This is a genomic window from Lysobacter sp. ISL-50 (assembly GCF_018612875.1).
Classification (GTDB): domain Bacteria; phylum Pseudomonadota; class Gammaproteobacteria; order Xanthomonadales; family Xanthomonadaceae; genus Lysobacter.
On the sequence record NZ_JAGGRI010000017.1, the window covers coordinates 1 to 16,842 of the forward strand.

A 16,842-nucleotide genomic window follows, 5' to 3' on the forward strand; every position below is an offset into this window, starting at 1 on the left:
CGTCCATATAAAGCGTTCATGCGTTCGCCGCGCTGGGCGGCAACACACGGACACACACAATGGATATCGAGCGAGATTTGCGTGCCCTCGGCGGGCTGCCGGGATCGATACGATGGTTGCTGGCAGCACCTACGGACCTGGAGCCGGTCTGGGAATACGGCATTTGCCCCGTGGATGGATGTGCGGCCTTGACGCGCTTTCTGGAGCCGTGGACACGAATTGACCGAGCGCGGCGAATCGACGCCATCGAATTGCATGCGCGGATGGCGGCGGCGATGGAAGAGATAAACCACTGGCATCGACGCGTTCGTGGCGACTACAACCGCCGCAAGCGCCGGCCGAAGCGACGGAACGAGGCGGTCGCTGCGGTTCTGACGGCCACGGCGCGGCAAATCGAAGACTACTTGCAGTGCCGCCGGGAGTTGACGCCGCGCGAGTGGGTCGAGCAAGCGCTTGCGGCGGTCGAGCGGTTGTATGTGTTGCGGCCCCGGGACAGCGAGTACCAGCACGGAATCAGCTTTGCGGTCAGCGGATTGGAGCAAGCACTGGGCCAATTGCCCGAGTAGGCGGGGGTGTCCGGCCAAGCTGTCGGACACCTGTCTTCTCGTACAGAACGTTCCGGATTCCGCTTGGCTTCTCGGGAGAAGGAAGCGTTCATGTCCTTGCCGCAACGTTGCGGCTCCACCCCAAAGGACGAACGCCATGAAGATCGAAACCGCTCAGTCGCATCTGTTTCGCAATACGAACCAACTGCAGAACGCCTGCATCCTTCGGCTGGAAGAGATGAGCGGGCATTTTGCGCCCGCGCTCGACGCGGAAGAACTGATGGCGGCCAAAGCCATGGCGGCCGGCGCGTGGCGATTGATAGAGATCATGTTCGAATCGCAGGGCATGGAACTTGCGCTGCGATTCGATACTGACGACTTGATCGATACTTTGAACAAGCACGCAGGCTAGGACGAACGTAGAGACAAGACCCCAACGTCCACCGAGCGTTGGGGTTTTCCCTCTTCCTTTCATCCGCGCACCTGTCTGCCAGCTGTCGGCGGTCGAACAGGGCGGAAGTTCCGCTTGCGATGTTCGCGCAGCGAAGCGTTCATGACGTCGCCGCACCAACGCGGTCTACCCAGGAAGACCCATGAACGACCAGTACCTTATCGCCGACGCGGAGCTGCGCAGCCTCGGCGACTATTTGGAACGGATACTGCTGTCCAGTTACCCCATACCCGAGGACTTGAACGAACAGCTGAGTCTGTTCGCCTGCTACGGACTGGCTAGTGCGCTGGCTGAGCGTACGGATACCTTCCGCACCATGCGGTTGTCCGCCGATCTGATTGAACGGCTAGTGGATGCATGTCGGAAGGAACTGGCCCCGATGGAGCGCACGATTGATCAGGTCAAGGGCTGGACCGGTAAGCGACCGGTGCCGAGCGAGATTGGCGAGGACGAAATGACGCTGCGCTGGCTCCTGTCCACCATTGAGCGCTACTTCGATGGACTGGAACCGGAATTTTCGGCGCTGCCCGTGCATCAACTAAATCGGGTGTTGCGCCACGCCCGCCTGATGCAGGTATGGGATGTCGCGGACCACACCTATACGCGCACGCTGCGAAACGCCATTCACGCTATGGAGAACGCTATCCTCGCGGCGATGTGCGCGCCCCGTAACTGACCGCTGCTGCGCGAGAGCGCACACCCTTGCTCCCGACGGGAGCAGGGGTGTTCCCTCTTCCCTTGCCCTGATCTGCGCCGATGGCCGGCGGTCGCGGAGGCTGACCCGAATCGAATCCTGACGTGGGAATTTCCATCCGTGCTTATGGCCGCCATCGCGGCGTGTCCGACACCGCCGTGCGCAAGGCCATTGCCGCCGGCCGCATCACCGCCGAGGCCGACGGCACCATCAACGTGGCGCGCGCGGACGCCGATTGGGCGGCCAGCACGCGCGCGCCCGAGGAGCGCGTGCCGGCTTCCACGCGGTCGCGCGCGGAAACGCGGCCGGGGGCGGACGACGTTGCCGCCGTGGCGCCGACCAGCGCGCCCATCGGCGGCAACACCTATACCCAGGCACGCACCGCCAACGAAGTTCTGAAGGCGCAGCATCACAAGCTGCGCATCGCCCAACTCAAGGGCGAGTTGATCGACCGTTCTCAGGTCATGTCGCAGGTCTTCGCGCTGGCACGCGCCGAGCGCGATGCCTGGTTGAACTGGCCGGCGCGCATCAGCTCGATGCTCGCCGCCGAACTCGGCATTGATCCACACACCATGCACGTCGCGCTGGAGCGCGAAGTGCGGCAACACCTGTCTGAACTGGGCGAGTTTGTCGCGCGATTGGAGTAAGGCTTGTACGACGGTTCGGACGACGTTGCGCGGTACTGGCGCGATGGGCTGACGCCCGATCCGTTTCTCGATGTCGCGGATTGGGCGGATCGAGATCGGGTGTTGTCCAGCACGTCGTCAGCTGAGCCGGGTCGCTGGCGCACCGCGCGCACGCCGTACTTGCGCGACATCATGAACGACCTGTCGCCGGCTTCGGCGACCGAGCGCGTCGTGTTCATGAAGGGCGCGCAGGTCGGCGGCACGGAGTGCGGCAACAACTGGATCGGCTACGTCATCGCCTGCGCGCCAGGTCCGATGATGGCTGTCGCGCCGACGGTCGAGATGGCCAAGCGCAATTCGAAACAGCGTATCGACCCGCTGATCGAGGAATCGCCGTCGCTGCGTGAGCGGATCGCGCCGTCCCGCGCCCGCGACGCGGGCAACACCATTCTCGCCAAGGAGTTCCGCGGCGGCGTCCTGGTGCTGACCGGTGCGAACAGCGCGGTCGGCCTGCGCTCGATGCCGGTGCGATACCTGTTCCTGGATGAAGTGGATGGCTACCCCCGCGACGTAGAGGGCGAAGGCGATGCGGTGGCGCTGGCCGAGGCCCGCACCCGCACCTTCACCCGCCGCAAGATTCTGCTGGTATCGACGCCGACGATCGCCGGCGCATCGACGATCGAGCGCGAATACCTGGCCTCCGATCAGCGTCGGTACTTCGTCCCGTGCCCGCATTGTCGCCATGAGCAATGGCTGCGGTTCGAACAACTGCGCTGGACCTGGGGCGACCCGCGTTCGGCGCGCTACATGTGCGAGTCCTGCGAGCAACCGATCGGCGAGCACCATAAGACCGCGATGCTGGCGGACGGCCGTTGGGTCGCCACGGCGCCGCAGAACGCCGGCAAGACGGCCGGCTACCACCTGTCCTCGCTGTATTCGCCGGTGGGCTGGCGCAGTTGGGCGGATATCGCCGCCGCGTGGGAATCCGCGCAAGGTTCGGCCACGGCGCTGAAGGCGTTCAAGAACACCGAGCTGGGCGAGACCTGGGAAGAGGAGGGCGAGGCGCCGGATTGGGAACGCTTGCTGGAGCGCCGCGAGGACTACCGCATCGGCACGGTGCCAGCCGGTGGCTTGCTGCTGACCGGCGGCGCGGATATCCAGAAGGATCGCATCGAGGTCTCGGTGTGGGCGTTCGGGCGCGGGCGCGAGACATGGCTGGTCGAACACCGCGTGCTGATGGGCGACACCGCCCGCGCGGCGGTGTGGAACGAATTGGGTCAGGTGCTACAAGAGCAATGGACCCACGCCAGTGGCGCGCTGTTGCCGTTGACGCGAATGGGCCTGGACACCGGCTTCGCCACGCAGGAAGCCTATGCGTTCGCGCGCGTCGTGAGCGATCCGCGGTTGTTGCCGATGAAAGGCGTCGGCAGCGCCGCGGCGCTGATCGGTACGCCCACGGCAGTAGATGTCAGCGTGCCGGGCAAGCGCATCCGGCGCGGCCTGAAATTGTTCGCCGTGGCCGGTGGCATCGCCAAGCTGGAGTTCTACAACGCGCTGCGTCTGTCCATCGAGATCGGTCCGGACGGGCAGTCGGCGTTCCCAGCCGGCTACGTCCATCTGCCGAAGATCGACGGCGAGTTCCTGCAGCAGCTGACCGCCGAACACCTAATCTCCCGTCGTGATCGCCACGGCTACACCGTGCGCGCATGGGAGAAGCGGCGTGACCGCAACGAGGCGCTCGACTGCTACGTCATGGCGCGTGCCGCGGCGATGCAGGCGGGCGTCGATCGATTCGAAGAACGTCACTGGCGCGAGATGGAGCGAACGCTCGGCGTCACGCACGCAACGGCACCACCTCCATCGTCGCCCGCGATTTATCCCCCTCCACAGGCCGCCCCACCGGGCGGCCTTTCCATTTCTGGCCCGCGCCGGGGGCGCCGGGTCATTTCGAGCCGTTTCATGCGATGACCGATCTTCCTTACACTCACGAACAACTGAAAGCGCTGCGCAACGCGCTCGCGCGCGGCGAGCGCCGCGTCAGATTCGGCGACCGCCTGGTCGAGTACCGCAGCGTTGATGAACTGCTGGCCGCGATCCGCGAGATCGAGGCCGCGCTCGCCGGCACCGAAGGCCAGCCCCGCCGCGTGCGCCGCCTGCTGACCACCACCTCCAAGGGCTTCTGACATGAGTTGGTGGTCTCGGCTCCGAACGTCGATGTTCGGAGGCACGCCCGTGCATGAGGTGTCGGGCCAAGGCCGCCGCTCGACTGCATGGCAGCCCAGCAATCCCGGCGCGGTGGCCGCGTTGCTGGCGACCGGCGATGCGCTGCGGGTGCGCTCGCGCGATCTCGTTCGCCGCAATGCCTGGGCCAACGCCGCACTGGAAGCCTTCGTCGCCAATGCGGTCGGCACCGGCATCAAGCCGCAGTCGCTGATCGCAGATCAGACCCAACGCGAGGCGTTGCAGGCGCTGTGGCGCGATTGGTGCGACGAGGCCGATGCGGCGGGCCTGACCGATCTGTACGGATTGCAGGCCTTGGCCTGCCGCGCGCTGCTGGAAGGCGGCGAGTGCCTGGTCCGCCTGCGCCCGCGTCGGCCGGAAGACGGCCTGGTCGTTCCGCTGCAGTTGCAGGTACTGGAACCCGAACACCTGCCGCTGACGCTCAATCGGGAAGAGCCCAACGGCAATCTGATCCGCGCCGGCATCGAGTTCGACCGGTTGGGTCGCCGGGTCGCCTATCACCTCTACCTGTCGCATCCGCAAGACGGCGCGATGGCGCCGATGTCGCGTCACGGCGGCATGGAAACGTTCCGCGTCCCCGCCGCCGAGATCCTGCACATCTTCCGCCCGTTGCGGCCGGGCCAGATTCGTGGCGAGCCCTGGCTCGCGCGCGCGGTGGTCAAGCTGCACGAACTGGATCAGTACGACGACGCCGAGCTGGTCCGCAAGAAGACGGCGGCGATGTTCGCCGGCTTCGTGACCCGCGATGGCCCCGAAGATCCATTGCCGGGGGATGGACCGCCTGACGAGCACGGGACTGCACCGCTCGGCCTGGAACCGGGCAGCCTGCAAATTCTGGAGGCGGGCGAGAGCGTCACCTTCGCCCAGCCGGCCGATGTGGGGGCGAGCTACGAGGCGTTCCTGCGCTCGCAGTTCCGCGCCGTCGCCGCTTCGATCGGCATTACCTACGAACAGCTGACCGGCGATTTGACCGGCGTGAACTACTCGTCCATCCGCGCCGGGTTGCTGGAGTTCCGGCGCCGTTGCGAAATGATCCAGCACACGGTGCTGGTCTACCAATTGTGTCGCCCGATCTGGAACGCGTTTCTGGATGCCGCAGTGTTGTCGGGTGCGATTGAACTACCGGGTTACCGGCGACGCAAGCGCCAGTACCGCGCCAGCAAATGGGTGCCGCAAGGCTGGAGCTGGGTCGATCCCGAGAAAGAGTTCACCGCGATGATCCTGGCGATCCGCGCCGGCCTGCTCTCGCGCTCGGAGGCCATTGCCAGTTCCGGCTACGACGCCGAGACCATCGACCGCGAAATCGCGGCCGACGCCGCCCGCGCGGATGCCCTCGGCCTGGTCCTCGACACCGATCCCCGCCAGGTCGCCCGCAACGGCGCCCTGCAATCCGCGCCGGCCGAGCCGGCCCCTTCTGACTTGATCGCTGCCTGATGACTCCAATTCCCCACCTCGCGGCGCGCGTGTTTAACACACCGCTGCTGATTCAACGCGCCAAGCTTGAAGTGATCCTGAGCGTGCTGGCGCCTCGATTCGACTTGCAAACCCTGCCGCCCCCACAGATGGCACCTCCCAATACCTCCACTGTCCCGCGGCTGGGCGATGAGCGCGGGATTTACGTCTTGCCCATTCACGGCACGCTGGTCCAACGAGCGATTGGATTGGATGCGCTATCGGGCCTGACGAGTTATCAATCGATCGCGCGAAGAATCGAGGCGGCGCTGGCCGACGATTCCGTCCGCGGCATCGTCCTGGATATCGACAGTCCCGGTGGCGAAGCCGCCGGAGTATTCGATCTGGCCGACACGATTCGCGCCGCCCGTTCCATCAAGCCTATTTGGGCGGTGGCTAACGATTCTGCATTTTCGGCCGCCTACGCGTTGGCGAGCGCGAGTCAACGGCTGTTCCTTACTCGCACCGCCGGCATCGGTTCGATCGGCGTCATCGCGCTGCACGTGGACCAATCACAGTACGACGCAAAGGCGGGCCTGAAATTCACCCCGATCCATGCGGGCGCGCGTAAGAACGACGCCACGCCACATTCGGCGCTGACCGATGAAGCGCGCGACTCCATCCAAACCGAGGTCAACCGCCTCTACGAACTATTCGTCCTGACCGTCGCCGATCAACGCGGCTTGTCCGCCGAGAGCGTCCGCAAGACTGAGGCCGCGCTGTACTTCGGTCAGGACGCCATCAACGTCGGCTTGGCCGACCGGCTCGGCACCCTCAGCGATGCCGTCCAGCAAATGCACATCGAACTGGACGCTACCGCGCGTCCCCTTTTCCTGGAGTCCCCTGTGATGTCTACCCCTGATTCGACGGTTCCGACCGTCGATGCCGACGCCGTGCGCGCGCAAGCGCACAGCGATGCCTTGGCGATCGCCGAACTGTGCGAACTGGCCGGGCAACCGCAGCTGACCGCGACGCTCCTCGCCGCTGGCGTAACCCTTGCGGTCGCACGTCAACGCCTGCTCGCGGCCAAGGCCGAGTCCCGCGAGATCACCAGCCATTTGTCGCCGAATGCGCCCACCCCATCGGTGGCGCTGTCGGCGGCCGACAACCCGCTGATCCAAGCGGTCAAGGCGCGCGCCGCAACCGCGAAGAAGGAGCGCTGAGATGCGACTCACCACCTATCCGCCGTTCCAAGAAGGTTTGAACCTGGGCGATTTGCTCAAGTTCGAAGCCGACAACTTGTATTCCCGAGACCGCGTGACGGTTGCGCCGAATCAAACGCTGGTACTCGGCCAAGTCATCGGTCGTCTGGCCGGATCGAATCACATCACCGCGCTCGATCCGGCGGCCACGGACGGCCGCGAAGTCGCTGTCGGCGTCGTGATCGTGCCGATCACCACGACCAAAGACCCCAGCCCGGACGGTCTGATCGTGGCGCGGCACGCGACCGTGGCCGATCACGCCCTCGTCTGGCCCGCTGCCATTACCCCCGAACACCATGCCGCCGCGGTCGAGCAACTGCGCGCGATCGGCATCCTCGTGCGCCACGGAGTCTGACCGATGTCGATGAACAACCCGTTTCACAATCCCGCGTTCTCGATGAGCGCGCTGACCACCGCCATCAACCTGCTGCCGAATCAGTACGGCCGATTGGATGAGCTGAACCTGTTCCCGATCAAGCCTGTGCGTACCCGGCAGGTCACGGTCGAGGAACGCAACGGCGTCTTGTCGCTGTTGCCGACCCAGCCGGTCGGCTCGGCGGGCACCGTCGGCAAGCGCGGCAAGCGCGTGTTGCGGGCGTTCAACGTGCCGCACATCCCGCATGATGACGTGGTGCTCCCGGAAGAAGTCGTCGGTGTGCGTGCGTTCGGCACGGAATCGGAACTGGAGACGGTGGCCGGGGTGATGGCCGACCACCTGCAGACCATGCGCAACAAGCACGCGATCACCTTGGAGCACCTGCGTATGGGCGCCCTGAAGGGCGTGATCCTGGACGCCGATGGCAGTGAGCTGGCGAACCTGTTCGACATCTTCAAGATCACGCCCAAGACGTTCGACTTCCAACTCGGCGACCCCAAGACCGATATCAAGAAGAAGTGTCTGGACCTGAAGCGCTATATGAGTAAGGCGCTGCTTGGCGAGAGGATGACGGGAATCCACGTTTTGGTCTCGTCGGAATTCTTCGACGCGTTTACTGGGCATGAGGCCGTCAAAGACGCCTACCGATTGTGGCAGGACAGTCTGGTACTGCGTGAAGACATGCGATCTGATTTCCGGTTCGCGGGCATTCGGTTCGAGGAGTACGGCGGTGAGGCTAGCGACGGCGAGGGCAACACCCGCCGGTTTATCGAAGCGGGCGAGGGCCATGCCTTCCCGTTGGGCACGCTGGACACCTTCGCAACCTACGTGGCGCCGGCTGACTTCAATGAGAGTGTCAACACCCTGGGCCAGTTGCTCTACAGCAAGCAGGCGCCGCGTAAGTTCGATCGCGGCACCGACCTGCACACGCAGTCGAATCCGCTGCCGATGTGCCATCGCCCGGCCTTGCTGCCCAAGCTTAAGGCGTAAGCCGTGAACGCGTTCGCGACAATGGACGAGGTAGTGTTTGACACGCTCGGCGTCGTCGCGCTCGTACAGCGTGCCGGCTCCCCACCGGTACAACCCCAACTGATCGTGCGTGACGGCGTCGAGCGCTTGGGCGAGTTTCAGCAGGTCGTTGGTCGCGCTCGGCATGTGGTAGTTCGCAATCGCGACTGGACGTTCCGCCGGGGTGACACGGTCACCCTGGACGGCCGGTCCCAAACGGTCGAAGCGTTGGTCCGTGACGACGGATGGGTCAACGAAGCGGTGCTGCATGGTTGAGCCCGCCCCGACTTGGCGTTTGCTGGAGCGAGTCGCGGAGCGCTTGACCGAGATCCGCGTCGGCCGCGGCTACCGCACCGACATCGGCGCCGTTGTCGCGTTGGAACCTGCCCAGCACCCGGACGATGAAGTCGAGGGGCTGACGCTGGCCTCGCTCGGCATCCAGCGCGACGCCAGTAAACCCCACGGATGCTATCGACTGTTGCAAGTTCTGGTCGAAGCGACGGTGCCGGTCAGTTTGACCGACGCCCATGCTCGATCGCACGCCATCGCCGCCGACATCGAGGACGCGCTCGATGACTGGATACCGTTGCCGAATGCCCTGCCGGTACAAGTCGAGGACATCGTGTTACTCGACCGGCCCGAAGGGCTCCCGATGGTGGCCGTGCAAGTCGCTCTGACCATTCGCTATCGCCGCTGATGGGTCTGTTCATCGATGCCGATGCCACGCTTAATCTTGTCGAACATCGGATTCAGCTTATGAAGTACGGTGATGAACTGTGTTGATGTCACATGCATCACGAATTAACGGTCGAGATTTTGATACTAACACTCTGCGCCGAGCCGATGATTTTAGGCTGGGCGGGCTAGATCAAATTGACTTGACTAGATTGGGAGAAATAAAGATGCGCACGTCACTTTGGACCGGTGCAACAGGCCTTGTTCTGCTGGCATTTAGTACTGTCTCTCACGCATTGTGTCCAACGATCGCTGACACATATGTTCAGAAGGGAAAGTCAGACACCCAGGCTGGTGTGGTATCCGGTCTCGCGACCGCGACGTACTTCATTCAGGTGGGAATGTCCGGCGGCACATCCGGCTTGATCAATCTGGCGATACAAGCAGCACCTGGGTTCCAGTATTCCAATGGGCAAAAAGGATTCTTCGGACCTGGATCGACGCTATATGTCAGCTACTTTGTTCCCCCGGGGGCAGCGCCAGGTACCTATCGGGATGTTTGGTATCGCGTCATTAATTCGTCCGGTCAGACCATCTGCTCCGACGAATTCAGGGTAAACGTAACGCCTTAAGAAGTCATTTTTCGTTAGGAAAAAGCGTCCGAGATCATTCGGGCGCTTTTTTTATGGTGCTAGTTGCGGATCGAGATCCATGTTGGCGAAGCGCTATCGCTTTCGGCTCGGCTTAGTTCGGCGCCGCAAGCGATTTCCCTGGCCCTGCGCCGCGCGCTGGGCACGTTGCGTCGCCGCTGGCCGGTCATCGCCCGTCGTGACATTCAGACCGAATACGCCCTGTCGGCGCAGCGCATCCGTGCCGGAATTAGCGTGCGCACCACCCGCGAAGGTGTCGAACTAGTCGGCGTCGCGCGTGGCGTGGGACTGCGCAACTTCGCGTCTAAACGCAGTGCCGACGATCGAGGTTTGAACTTCACTGCACTACGCGGCAAACGCAGCTTCCGCCGCAGCGGCTTCCATCGCCGCCACGCCGGCACCGACGTCGCCTTCGTCCGAACCCCGATCTCGGGGGATGAGCGGGTCCCACGCACGCCGATCGTCCGCCTCTACGGTCCATCGCTGGCGCAAATGCTGCGCAAGGGCGATCGCCCCAACCGCATGGCCCAAGCCGGTCTGGACGTGATCACCGCCGACATCGACCGGCTGCTGTTGCGCTCGCTTCGTCGCTGAATCGGCTGCCACTCGGCAGCCCACTACACCTTATATATAGGAGCAACGCTGCCCCATGGCCGCGCAAGACCTGTTTTCGTTTCAGGGCAAGGTCTACCTCGCCCAGCGCCGAACCAATGGCAAGCCCGGTCCGCTGCGGTGGGTTGGTAATGCGCCGCAGCTCCAATTGGCCCTGGAGGTCCAGAACTCGGACAAGACCGAGTCGTTCAGCGGCAATCGCCTGCTGTACGGACGCCTGATCCAAAGCAAGACCGCCAATCTCAATCTCACCTTGGACGAGGCCACCCCCGAGAATCTGGCCGAGGGCCTGTACTCGATCCCGGCGACGCTACCGGCGGGCGCGATCAGCAATGAACTGTTGCCGGCGGGCCTGAAGGCCGGCGAGATGGTCGCCCTAGACCGCGGCTGGGTCAGCGAAATTTCGCTGACCGACAGCGCCACGCCCCCGGCGACGCTGGCGGCACCGAACTGGTGGACCGAATCGCCTTCGGCGGGCTTGATCGGACTACGCAAGGTCGAGGGATTCACTCAGCCGTTCAAGGCTACTTATAAGCATGGCGAGACGGTCAACATCGCCCTGTTCAACACGCCGCCGCAGGAACGGATGCTGTTCCTCGATGGCATCAACACGGTCAACGGCCGCCGCGCCCGCGTGACCCTCTACCGCGTCGCCTTCAATCCCATTGAACAGTTGGACTTGATCTCCGAGGAATGGGGCAGCCTGCAACTCTCGGGCGCGACGCTGTTCGATGAGTCCCGGTCGCTGGACCCCGACTTGGGCGGCTTCGGCCGCATCGAACTGGTGCGGTCGTAATGGCGCGCAAGATCAAACGCCCGGAACCCCAAACCGACGAACTGGCGATCCTGCAACCCAACCGCACGCTGCCGCTGGGCGACCGCAATGTGACCGTGCGGGAGCTGGGCTTCTTCGAAAGCCTGCGCCTGCACGAATCGGTGGCGGCCCTGGTCGGCGGCCTGGTCGGTTTGACCGACGACGGCAACATCGATCTGGATCGCCTGCATCGGGTCTGCGCGCTTCACCCCGATGCCACGGTCGAGTTGCTGTCTCAGGCCAGCGATCAATCCGTGGAGTGGGTGCATTCGCTCAACGCCGCGCAGGGCGATCTGCTGCTGATGACGTTTTGGGCGGTCAACGCCGATTTTTTTCTGCAGCGCGTGCTGGCGGCGCTGGAAACGCGGCGCGCGGTCCTGGCAACGACTGGCCCAGCGTCCTCGCCACGCTGATCGATCACGGCTTTGATTGGCCGTGGATCGAGCGCGCGACCGCGCGCCAACTCTCCCTGTTCTATCGCATCGCCGTCCAGCGCGAGCGAGCGCTGCGCGCCGATCGCGTCGAAGACGTCAACGCCGGCTTCGCTGGCGGATGTGACGTGACCGCCTTCATCCAAAAGCTACGGAATCCCTTATGAAACTTATCGAGAACTGGCGCCACGCGTGGCGCTTCCTGAGCGTGCAGGCGATGACGCTCGCCATCGCCCTCCAAGGCGTTTGGTTGAACCTGCCCAATGATCTGCGCATCCATGTGCCCGACCGCATCGCCGTCAGCGTCACCGCAGGCTTGCTGGTCCTCGGCCTGATCGGCCGCCTGTTCCAGCAGCGAGGGGCCCGTGGCGAAACTCTCCGCTGAGCAGGCCGGTGGCCAGAACGTCGTCGCGTTCCTCGACATGATCGCCCATGCCGAAGGCGTGGAGCGTTTCAGCGAACACGGCGGGTACGACGTCATGGTCGGCGGAAAATGCTTTACCAGCTACGCCGAACATCCGCGCAAGTTGGTGTGGCTGCCGAAGTACCGCATCAACTCCACCGCGGCCGGTCGCTACCAATTCCTGTGGAAAACCTGGAACAGCCTGCGCAACAAATTGCGACTGCCCGATTTCGGCCCGGCGTCGCAGGACCGTGCTGCCATTGAACTTCTGCGAGAGAACGGCGCGCTGGCCGATATCAAGAAAGGTTGGATCAGCTCGGCCGTTCGGAAATCCCGCAAGACATGGGCGTCCTTGCCAGACGCCGGCTACGGGCAACGAGAGCTGCCCCTTGAGACGTTGCTGGTGGTCTATCAAAAAGCTGGCGGGACAATCGCTTAACGCTTTTGAGTAATGGCCTCGCGTAGGTGTTGCTTTGCTAAGTACCGTTTCAAGCGATTTGACTCCAACAATTCGAATATCTTGCCCTTAGCTTCGGCGGCGCTTGCGAATTTTAATCTTCCGCGATTTCCATTGATGACAATGATGTGGTAATCATCCTTGCGCACGATGGACATTCGAATATCTTTGACGTGACGCGTTTCGCGCCCAGCTTCGGCCGAAATCCATTTGGACGAACTAATGAAACGCTTCTTTTTTTCCAGATCGAGGCGCCGTTCCCGAATGAACTCCGACGCCGCAGGCTCATTGGTTAATCGGTCGCAACAATGGGTGCCAACTTCCAAGGGCCGCCATGCGGGATGAGAAACAAGAAACACATAACGGATGCCCGTGCCACAGCATTCGCAAGTGCCGCTCAGCTCACCTAGATCTTCCCAGCCCTCATACATCCAGCCGTGACTGGGTGCGATGATGCCGTGTTCTTGAGCATGGCAACCAGCGCAAATGGTCTCGCAGGTGTCGTGTGAATACTGCCAAGGCTTTCGTCCTGGCAAGTAGAACTTGTGATGGACGTGCAATGTCACTTGGTCCGGGCCGCGTAAGCATTGACCACACTTACCCCCATCCAGGCGAATAACTTCCTCGCGAAACGACTTCCATTCCGCTGACCTGTACCCGTCCACTGTGCCTCCTTGGCAGTTGGAGAGCGGCGTCTAGTAAAACTTCTGACCGATTATACCGTGCCGAGTCACGACACCACGATCACGCTGCTGCTCAAGGGCAACGCGGCGGCGCTCAATGCTGCGCTTCAACAAGCCGGGGCGCGCATCCGTAGCTTCGCAAGCGAATCCCAGACCGCCGGGCGCAAGGCGCAATCCGGCCTGGCCGGCTTGCAGTCCGAGATTCGCGGCGTCGCTGCCGGCTATCTGTCTCTGCGGTCTGTGCAAGGTTTGGCGCACCTCGCCGACGAGGCGACGAACCTACAAGGCCGGCTCAAGCTGGCGACCAAGACCCAGCAGGAGTTCAACACCGCTTATCAAGGCGTGCAGCAGATTGCGCAGGCCACGCGACAGCCGCTGGCATCGACGGTCGATCTGTATGCCCGGATCGAGCGAAGCACCCAAGCACTCAAGCTGGGGCAGACTCAACTCCTCGGCCTGACGCAGACGGTTTCGCAAGCGGTCGCCCTGAGCTTTACATCGGCCGCCTCCGGGGAGGCCGCGATCATGCAGCTTGGCCAGGGACTCTCGATCGGCCGGCTCGGTGGCGAGGAGTTGAACTCAGTCCTTGAGCAAACCCCGCGTCTGGCCGAAGCCATCAAATCCGGTCTGAAAGAGCTCGGCGTCGAGGGAGCCGACAACCTGAAGAAGCTGGCCGGGGATGGCAAGCTGACCACGACGTTGGTCTTGCGAGCCATTCAAACCCAGGGAAAGTCGGTTGCCGACGAGTTTGCGAAGCTGCCGCTGACGATCGGCGGTGCCCTGACGCAGCTGCGTAACGCATTTACGGTCACCATCGGCGATACGGAACGTGCGACGGGGGCTGCCGGCGCGTTGTCCACCGAGATCTCGTCGCTCGCGACGTTCGTGTCGAACTACAACGCCGCGTTGGTTACGGCAGGCGACCGCACCGATGCGGTCGCGTCCAAGTTCAATGCATTGGTCTCGATCGCGCGTGTGGTGGGTAGCGCCTTGATCGGCCTGCGAGTCGCGTTCCAGATGGTGGGTCGCGTGATCGCCGCGGTCACGGTTAGCCTGGAGAACTTCGGGCGCTATCTCGCGCTCAATGCTCGCGTACTGGTGGCGTATGTCGAGGCGGCCCAGAAGGTCGCCCGCTTTGATTTCTCGGGTCCTGGCGAATTCTTCGCTACCCAGCAGAAGGCGTTCGAAGACGCCAAGAGCCTGGGTCGGCAGACCGCGGAAGCGTGGCGGGCTGCCGGCGGCGACATGGCCAATGAGATCGCTAAAGCCAACCAGCAACTGAGCCTGCTGTGGACGACCAGCGCCGATGCCAAACCGGCCAAGGACTTCGCCGCCAACGCGCAAACCATCGCCGACAGCGCCGGCAAGATCCAGTCGGGCACGAAGAAGGGCGACGGCGATAAGGACGCCCGCGAGCGCAAGGCCAAACAGGCGAAGGAGGCCGAGGAACAAAAGCGCAAGGACGAGGATCGCAAGAAGGAATTGCGGGAGGCGGTCGCCGAAGCGGAAGCTGCCATCGCACGCGTGCAAGGCCGAGAGCGCGAAGCCCGCGAGCAAGAACTGAAGATCAAGTTTGATCCGATCAAGCAGGACTTGAAGCGCCTGAACCTGACGGGCGAAGCCACTATTGAGATCCATATCGCGTCCGAGACGGCGCAGGCGGAACTTCAGGAACTGCAGGCTAAGGTCGAACGCGTATTCGGCGAACAGTCCCGGCAAGAGCAATCGATCCAGGCCGGTCAACAGACCGGATTGCTCACTGAGATCGGCGCGCGCCGTGAATTGATCGATCTGCATGCGCGGACCGCCGCTGAGGTCGAGCTACTGCTGCCGAAGATGGATCAGTTGGCCGCGAAGACCGGTTCCCCGGAGTCGATCGAGCGCGTCAAAGACCTGACCGCACAGGTCGCCGCGCTCAAGACGCAGTCGAACGAACTGGTCGTCACACTGACCAACGGCTTCGAAACCGGATTGAGTAATGCGCTGGAAGGACTGGCGACCGGCACCCTGACGTTGCGCCAAGCCCTCACCGGACTGGTGCAGGACATGGCCCGCGCGATGGCGCAGTTGGCCGCGCAGCAACTGGCTGCGATGGCAACCGCCAAACTGATGTCACTCGTCGGCAAGTTGGCCGGTGGTGGCAAAACGCCAGACCTCGCCCAGCCCGACCCGGTGGAGGCGGCGAAGGCGGGCGTGGCCTATGCCACGCCCATCGCCGCGGCCTCGGGGGCATTGGGGCTGGCCGGCGGCGTTGTGTTGAAAGCAGCTGTGGCCATGCAGACCGCGGCGTCCACGATGCTGGCGGCCAACGCCACCAAGGCGGCTTCCGGATTCTTCGCCAGCGGCGGCTTCACGGGCATCGGGCCGAAGTACGCCCCGGCTGGCGTGGTGCATCGTGGCGAGTTCGTGCATCGGCGCGAGGTCGTTCGGCAGCCCGGCGCGCGCTCGTTCTTGGAGCGGTTCAACCGCGTCGGTATGGCCGCGATCGATGGCCTGCGCGGCTACGCATCGGGTGGTTTCGTCCCTCCTGCGCCGCAGGCGCCTACAACGATCGGTCGAGGCGTCTCTGAGTCGCCGGGACGTACTGCCGAGCCAGACCGGCGCTCGGCCCAGATCACCAATGTGTTGTATCTAGACCCGCGAGAAATCGTGAACGTGATGAGCACCCAAGCCGGGCGGCAAGTGATCTTGTCCACGATTCGGGCGAACGCACCCACCGTTCGTCAGGATCTGGGATAGCGTCTCAGCGGGTGCGACAGCCGGCTGGCTCGATCGATTCACCCGCCACCCGGTGCATACCCAATGAGTTTTACCTCCCTGATACGTCTGGCCGATCAAATTCCGTGGTTGCTGCCGATTGCGCTGATCATTCTGACTCCGATCGCCGCAATTTTCGCGTGGCAGCGATTCCGTTCCGCACGAATGCGTCTCAATCTTCAGTCGACGGCGCGGCTGTACAAGAAGGTGTCAGGTGAGCTTTTGGGCGACCAAATGGCCTTCATGAGTGCGTTCGGATTCAGCCTGCACCCGCGTATTATCAAGCTGATTCGGGAGCGCGAAGATCCCGAGGCTTGCGTATACAGCTGTAAGCGGGGGCGCCGCTACATTTGCCACGCGAATGGGCGGATCGCATCGCGCACACCCGATGCCCGCATCTCGCTTAAGACGCGATCTCGATGGCTGGCAGGCGGCTCGCTAACGCTCCTGTTTCTGCCGTGGCTGGCCTTGATCTTGCATCCTCTCCTGAATTTTTCGCCGGAGTTTCAGACCCTCGTTGTCCTGACTCAGATTGTCATGTGGTTCGTGACGCCCGTTGCTTTGTGGGTATCGGACGACTTGATGCATGCGCATTGGCTTTGCGAGACGTTTGACAAACGCTACCCCCCTGCCCGGCCCGCGCCCGTGCTGTCGATGATCGACGCAGCGCCTCCCGAGAACCAGCAATCCAGGAAGGGAAGCAAACGGCCCGCTTCGTCCAAGGAATAGCGCGTCTGTCGCTGCTGACCGGCTTCTTTTCTACCC

Annotated in this window: 20 protein-coding genes; 19 read left to right on the plus strand and 1 reads right to left on the minus strand. The window is 63.3% G+C overall.

The genetic code is table 11. From position 1 onward, the window contains the following. Nucleotides 1-59: 59 nt before the first annotated feature. The 17 genes from J7J50_RS10125 to J7J50_RS10205 all read left to right on the plus strand — a co-directional run bounded on the left by J7J50_RS10125 (nt 60) and on the right by J7J50_RS10205 (nt 12,619). Nucleotides 60-566 (plus strand): hypothetical protein, encoded by a 507-nt coding sequence (locus J7J50_RS10125; protein WP_215055765.1) that lies wholly within the window; start codon nt 60-62, stop codon nt 564-566. Nucleotides 567-702: 136 nt separating this feature from the next. Continuing rightward, entirely contained in the window at nt 703-957 is a 255-nt protein-coding gene (locus J7J50_RS10130) for a hypothetical protein (protein ID WP_215055766.1), read from the plus strand. A gap of 181 nt (nt 958-1,138) precedes the next feature. After that, on the plus strand, nt 1,139-1,672 hold the full coding sequence (locus J7J50_RS10135) for a hypothetical protein (protein ID WP_215055767.1): 534 nt from the start codon (nt 1,139-1,141) through the stop codon (nt 1,670-1,672). 161 nt (nt 1,673-1,833) lie between these two features. Next, nucleotides 1,834-2,337, plus strand: a complete 504-nt coding sequence (locus J7J50_RS10140; protein ID WP_251044408.1) for an elements of external origin — start codon at nt 1,834-1,836, stop codon at nt 2,335-2,337. Nucleotides 2,338-2,340: 3 nt separating this feature from the next. Further along, complete coding sequence (locus J7J50_RS10145; RefSeq protein WP_215055769.1) at nt 2,341-4,284, plus strand: phage terminase large subunit family protein; 1,944 nt, start codon at nt 2,341-2,343, stop codon at nt 4,282-4,284. Then, entirely contained in the window at nt 4,281-4,499 is a 219-nt protein-coding gene (locus J7J50_RS10150; protein WP_215055770.1) for a hypothetical protein, read from the plus strand. Before J7J50_RS10145 ends, J7J50_RS10150 begins: the two co-directional genes overlap by 4 nt. A gap of 49 nt (nt 4,500-4,548) precedes the next feature. Beyond that, the gene (locus tag J7J50_RS10155) at nt 4,549-5,991 is read left to right on the plus strand and encodes a phage portal protein (protein ID WP_343222474.1); all 1,443 of its coding nucleotides are present in this window, start codon (nt 4,549-4,551) and stop codon (nt 5,989-5,991) included. Further along, nucleotides 5,991-7,172: a S49 family peptidase gene (locus tag J7J50_RS10160; protein WP_215055772.1), complete on the plus strand. Its 1,182-nt coding sequence runs from the start codon at nt 5,991-5,993 to the stop codon at nt 7,170-7,172. The genes J7J50_RS10155 and J7J50_RS10160 overlap by 1 nt, the downstream gene beginning before the upstream one ends. Before the next feature lies 1 nt (nt 7,173). After that, nucleotides 7,174-7,566 (plus strand): head decoration protein, encoded by a 393-nt coding sequence (locus J7J50_RS10165; protein WP_215055773.1) that lies wholly within the window; start codon nt 7,174-7,176, stop codon nt 7,564-7,566. Nucleotides 7,567-7,569: 3 nt separating this feature from the next. Beyond that, complete coding sequence (locus J7J50_RS10170) at nt 7,570-8,577, plus strand: major capsid protein (protein ID WP_251044407.1); 1,008 nt, start codon at nt 7,570-7,572, stop codon at nt 8,575-8,577. Between the two features lie 3 nt (nt 8,578-8,580). Then, on the plus strand, nt 8,581-8,871 hold the full coding sequence (locus tag J7J50_RS10175; RefSeq protein ID WP_215055774.1) for a hypothetical protein: 291 nt from the start codon (nt 8,581-8,583) through the stop codon (nt 8,869-8,871). 43 nt (nt 8,872-8,914) lie between these two features. Then, nucleotides 8,915-9,292: a hypothetical protein gene (locus tag J7J50_RS10180; RefSeq protein WP_215055775.1), complete on the plus strand. Its 378-nt coding sequence runs from the start codon at nt 8,915-8,917 to the stop codon at nt 9,290-9,292. Nucleotides 9,293-9,965: 673 nt separating this feature from the next. Then, complete coding sequence (locus J7J50_RS10185; protein ID WP_215055776.1) at nt 9,966-10,514, plus strand: hypothetical protein; 549 nt, start codon at nt 9,966-9,968, stop codon at nt 10,512-10,514. A 55-nt stretch (nt 10,515-10,569) separates the two neighbouring features. Continuing rightward, on the plus strand, nt 10,570-11,328 hold the full coding sequence (locus J7J50_RS10190; RefSeq protein ID WP_215055777.1) for a hypothetical protein: 759 nt from the start codon (nt 10,570-10,572) through the stop codon (nt 11,326-11,328). Next, nucleotides 11,328-11,759, plus strand: coding sequence for a DUF6631 family protein (locus J7J50_RS10195; protein ID WP_215055778.1), 432 nt, complete (start codon nt 11,328-11,330; stop codon nt 11,757-11,759). Before J7J50_RS10190 ends, J7J50_RS10195 begins: the two co-directional genes overlap by 1 nt. Nucleotides 11,760-11,940: 181 nt before the next feature. Continuing rightward, nucleotides 11,941-12,162, plus strand: coding sequence for a DUF4175 domain-containing protein (locus tag J7J50_RS10200; RefSeq protein ID WP_215055779.1), 222 nt, complete (start codon nt 11,941-11,943; stop codon nt 12,160-12,162). Beyond that, the gene (locus J7J50_RS10205; protein WP_343222475.1) at nt 12,143-12,619 is read left to right on the plus strand and encodes a glycoside hydrolase family 104 protein; all 477 of its coding nucleotides are present in this window, start codon (nt 12,143-12,145) and stop codon (nt 12,617-12,619) included. The genes J7J50_RS10200 and J7J50_RS10205 overlap by 20 nt, the downstream gene beginning before the upstream one ends. Here J7J50_RS10205 and J7J50_RS10210 read toward each other — a convergent pair. Next, nucleotides 12,616-13,203 (minus strand): hypothetical protein, encoded by a 588-nt coding sequence (locus tag J7J50_RS10210; protein ID WP_215055780.1) that lies wholly within the window; start codon nt 13,201-13,203, stop codon nt 12,616-12,618. The genes J7J50_RS10205 and J7J50_RS10210 overlap by 4 nt on opposite strands. Before the next feature lie 156 nt (nt 13,204-13,359). Here J7J50_RS10210 and J7J50_RS10215 point away from each other — a divergent pair, with 156 nt between their 5' ends. Together J7J50_RS10215 and J7J50_RS10220 are read left to right on the plus strand one after the other, a co-directional pair. After that, nucleotides 13,360-16,059, plus strand: coding sequence for a tape measure protein (locus J7J50_RS10215; RefSeq protein ID WP_215055781.1), 2,700 nt, complete (start codon nt 13,360-13,362; stop codon nt 16,057-16,059). 63 nt (nt 16,060-16,122) lie between these two features. Further along, the gene (locus J7J50_RS10220) at nt 16,123-16,806 is read left to right on the plus strand and encodes a hypothetical protein (protein WP_215055782.1); all 684 of its coding nucleotides are present in this window, start codon (nt 16,123-16,125) and stop codon (nt 16,804-16,806) included. Nucleotides 16,807-16,842: the final 36 nt, after the last annotated feature.

What these genes read in the sequence shown, in the direction of transcription:
- J7J50_RS10160 (WP_215055772.1), top strand. Translation starts at nt 5,991, where the DNA reads ATGACTCCAATTCCCCACCTCGCGGCGCGCGTGTTTAACACACCGCTG.
- J7J50_RS10130 (WP_215055766.1), top strand. Translation starts at nt 703, where the DNA reads ATGAAGATCGAAACCGCTCAGTCGCATCTGTTTCGCAATACGAACCAA.
- J7J50_RS10135 (WP_215055767.1), top strand. Translation starts at nt 1,139, where the DNA reads ATGAACGACCAGTACCTTATCGCCGACGCGGAGCTGCGCAGCCTCGGC.
- J7J50_RS10220 (WP_215055782.1), top strand. Translation starts at nt 16,123, where the DNA reads ATGAGTTTTACCTCCCTGATACGTCTGGCCGATCAAATTCCGTGGTTG.
- J7J50_RS10195 (WP_215055778.1), top strand. Translation starts at nt 11,328, where the DNA reads ATGGCGCGCAAGATCAAACGCCCGGAACCCCAAACCGACGAACTGGCG.
- J7J50_RS10125 (WP_215055765.1), top strand. Translation starts at nt 60, where the DNA reads ATGGATATCGAGCGAGATTTGCGTGCCCTCGGCGGGCTGCCGGGATCG.
- J7J50_RS10170 (WP_251044407.1), top strand. Translation starts at nt 7,570, where the DNA reads ATGTCGATGAACAACCCGTTTCACAATCCCGCGTTCTCGATGAGCGCG.
- J7J50_RS10165 (WP_215055773.1), top strand. Translation starts at nt 7,174, where the DNA reads ATGCGACTCACCACCTATCCGCCGTTCCAAGAAGGTTTGAACCTGGGC.
- J7J50_RS10190 (WP_215055777.1), top strand. Translation starts at nt 10,570, where the DNA reads ATGGCCGCGCAAGACCTGTTTTCGTTTCAGGGCAAGGTCTACCTCGCC.
- J7J50_RS10200 (WP_215055779.1), top strand. Translation starts at nt 11,941, where the DNA reads ATGAAACTTATCGAGAACTGGCGCCACGCGTGGCGCTTCCTGAGCGTG.
- J7J50_RS10150 (WP_215055770.1), top strand. Translation starts at nt 4,281, where the DNA reads ATGACCGATCTTCCTTACACTCACGAACAACTGAAAGCGCTGCGCAAC.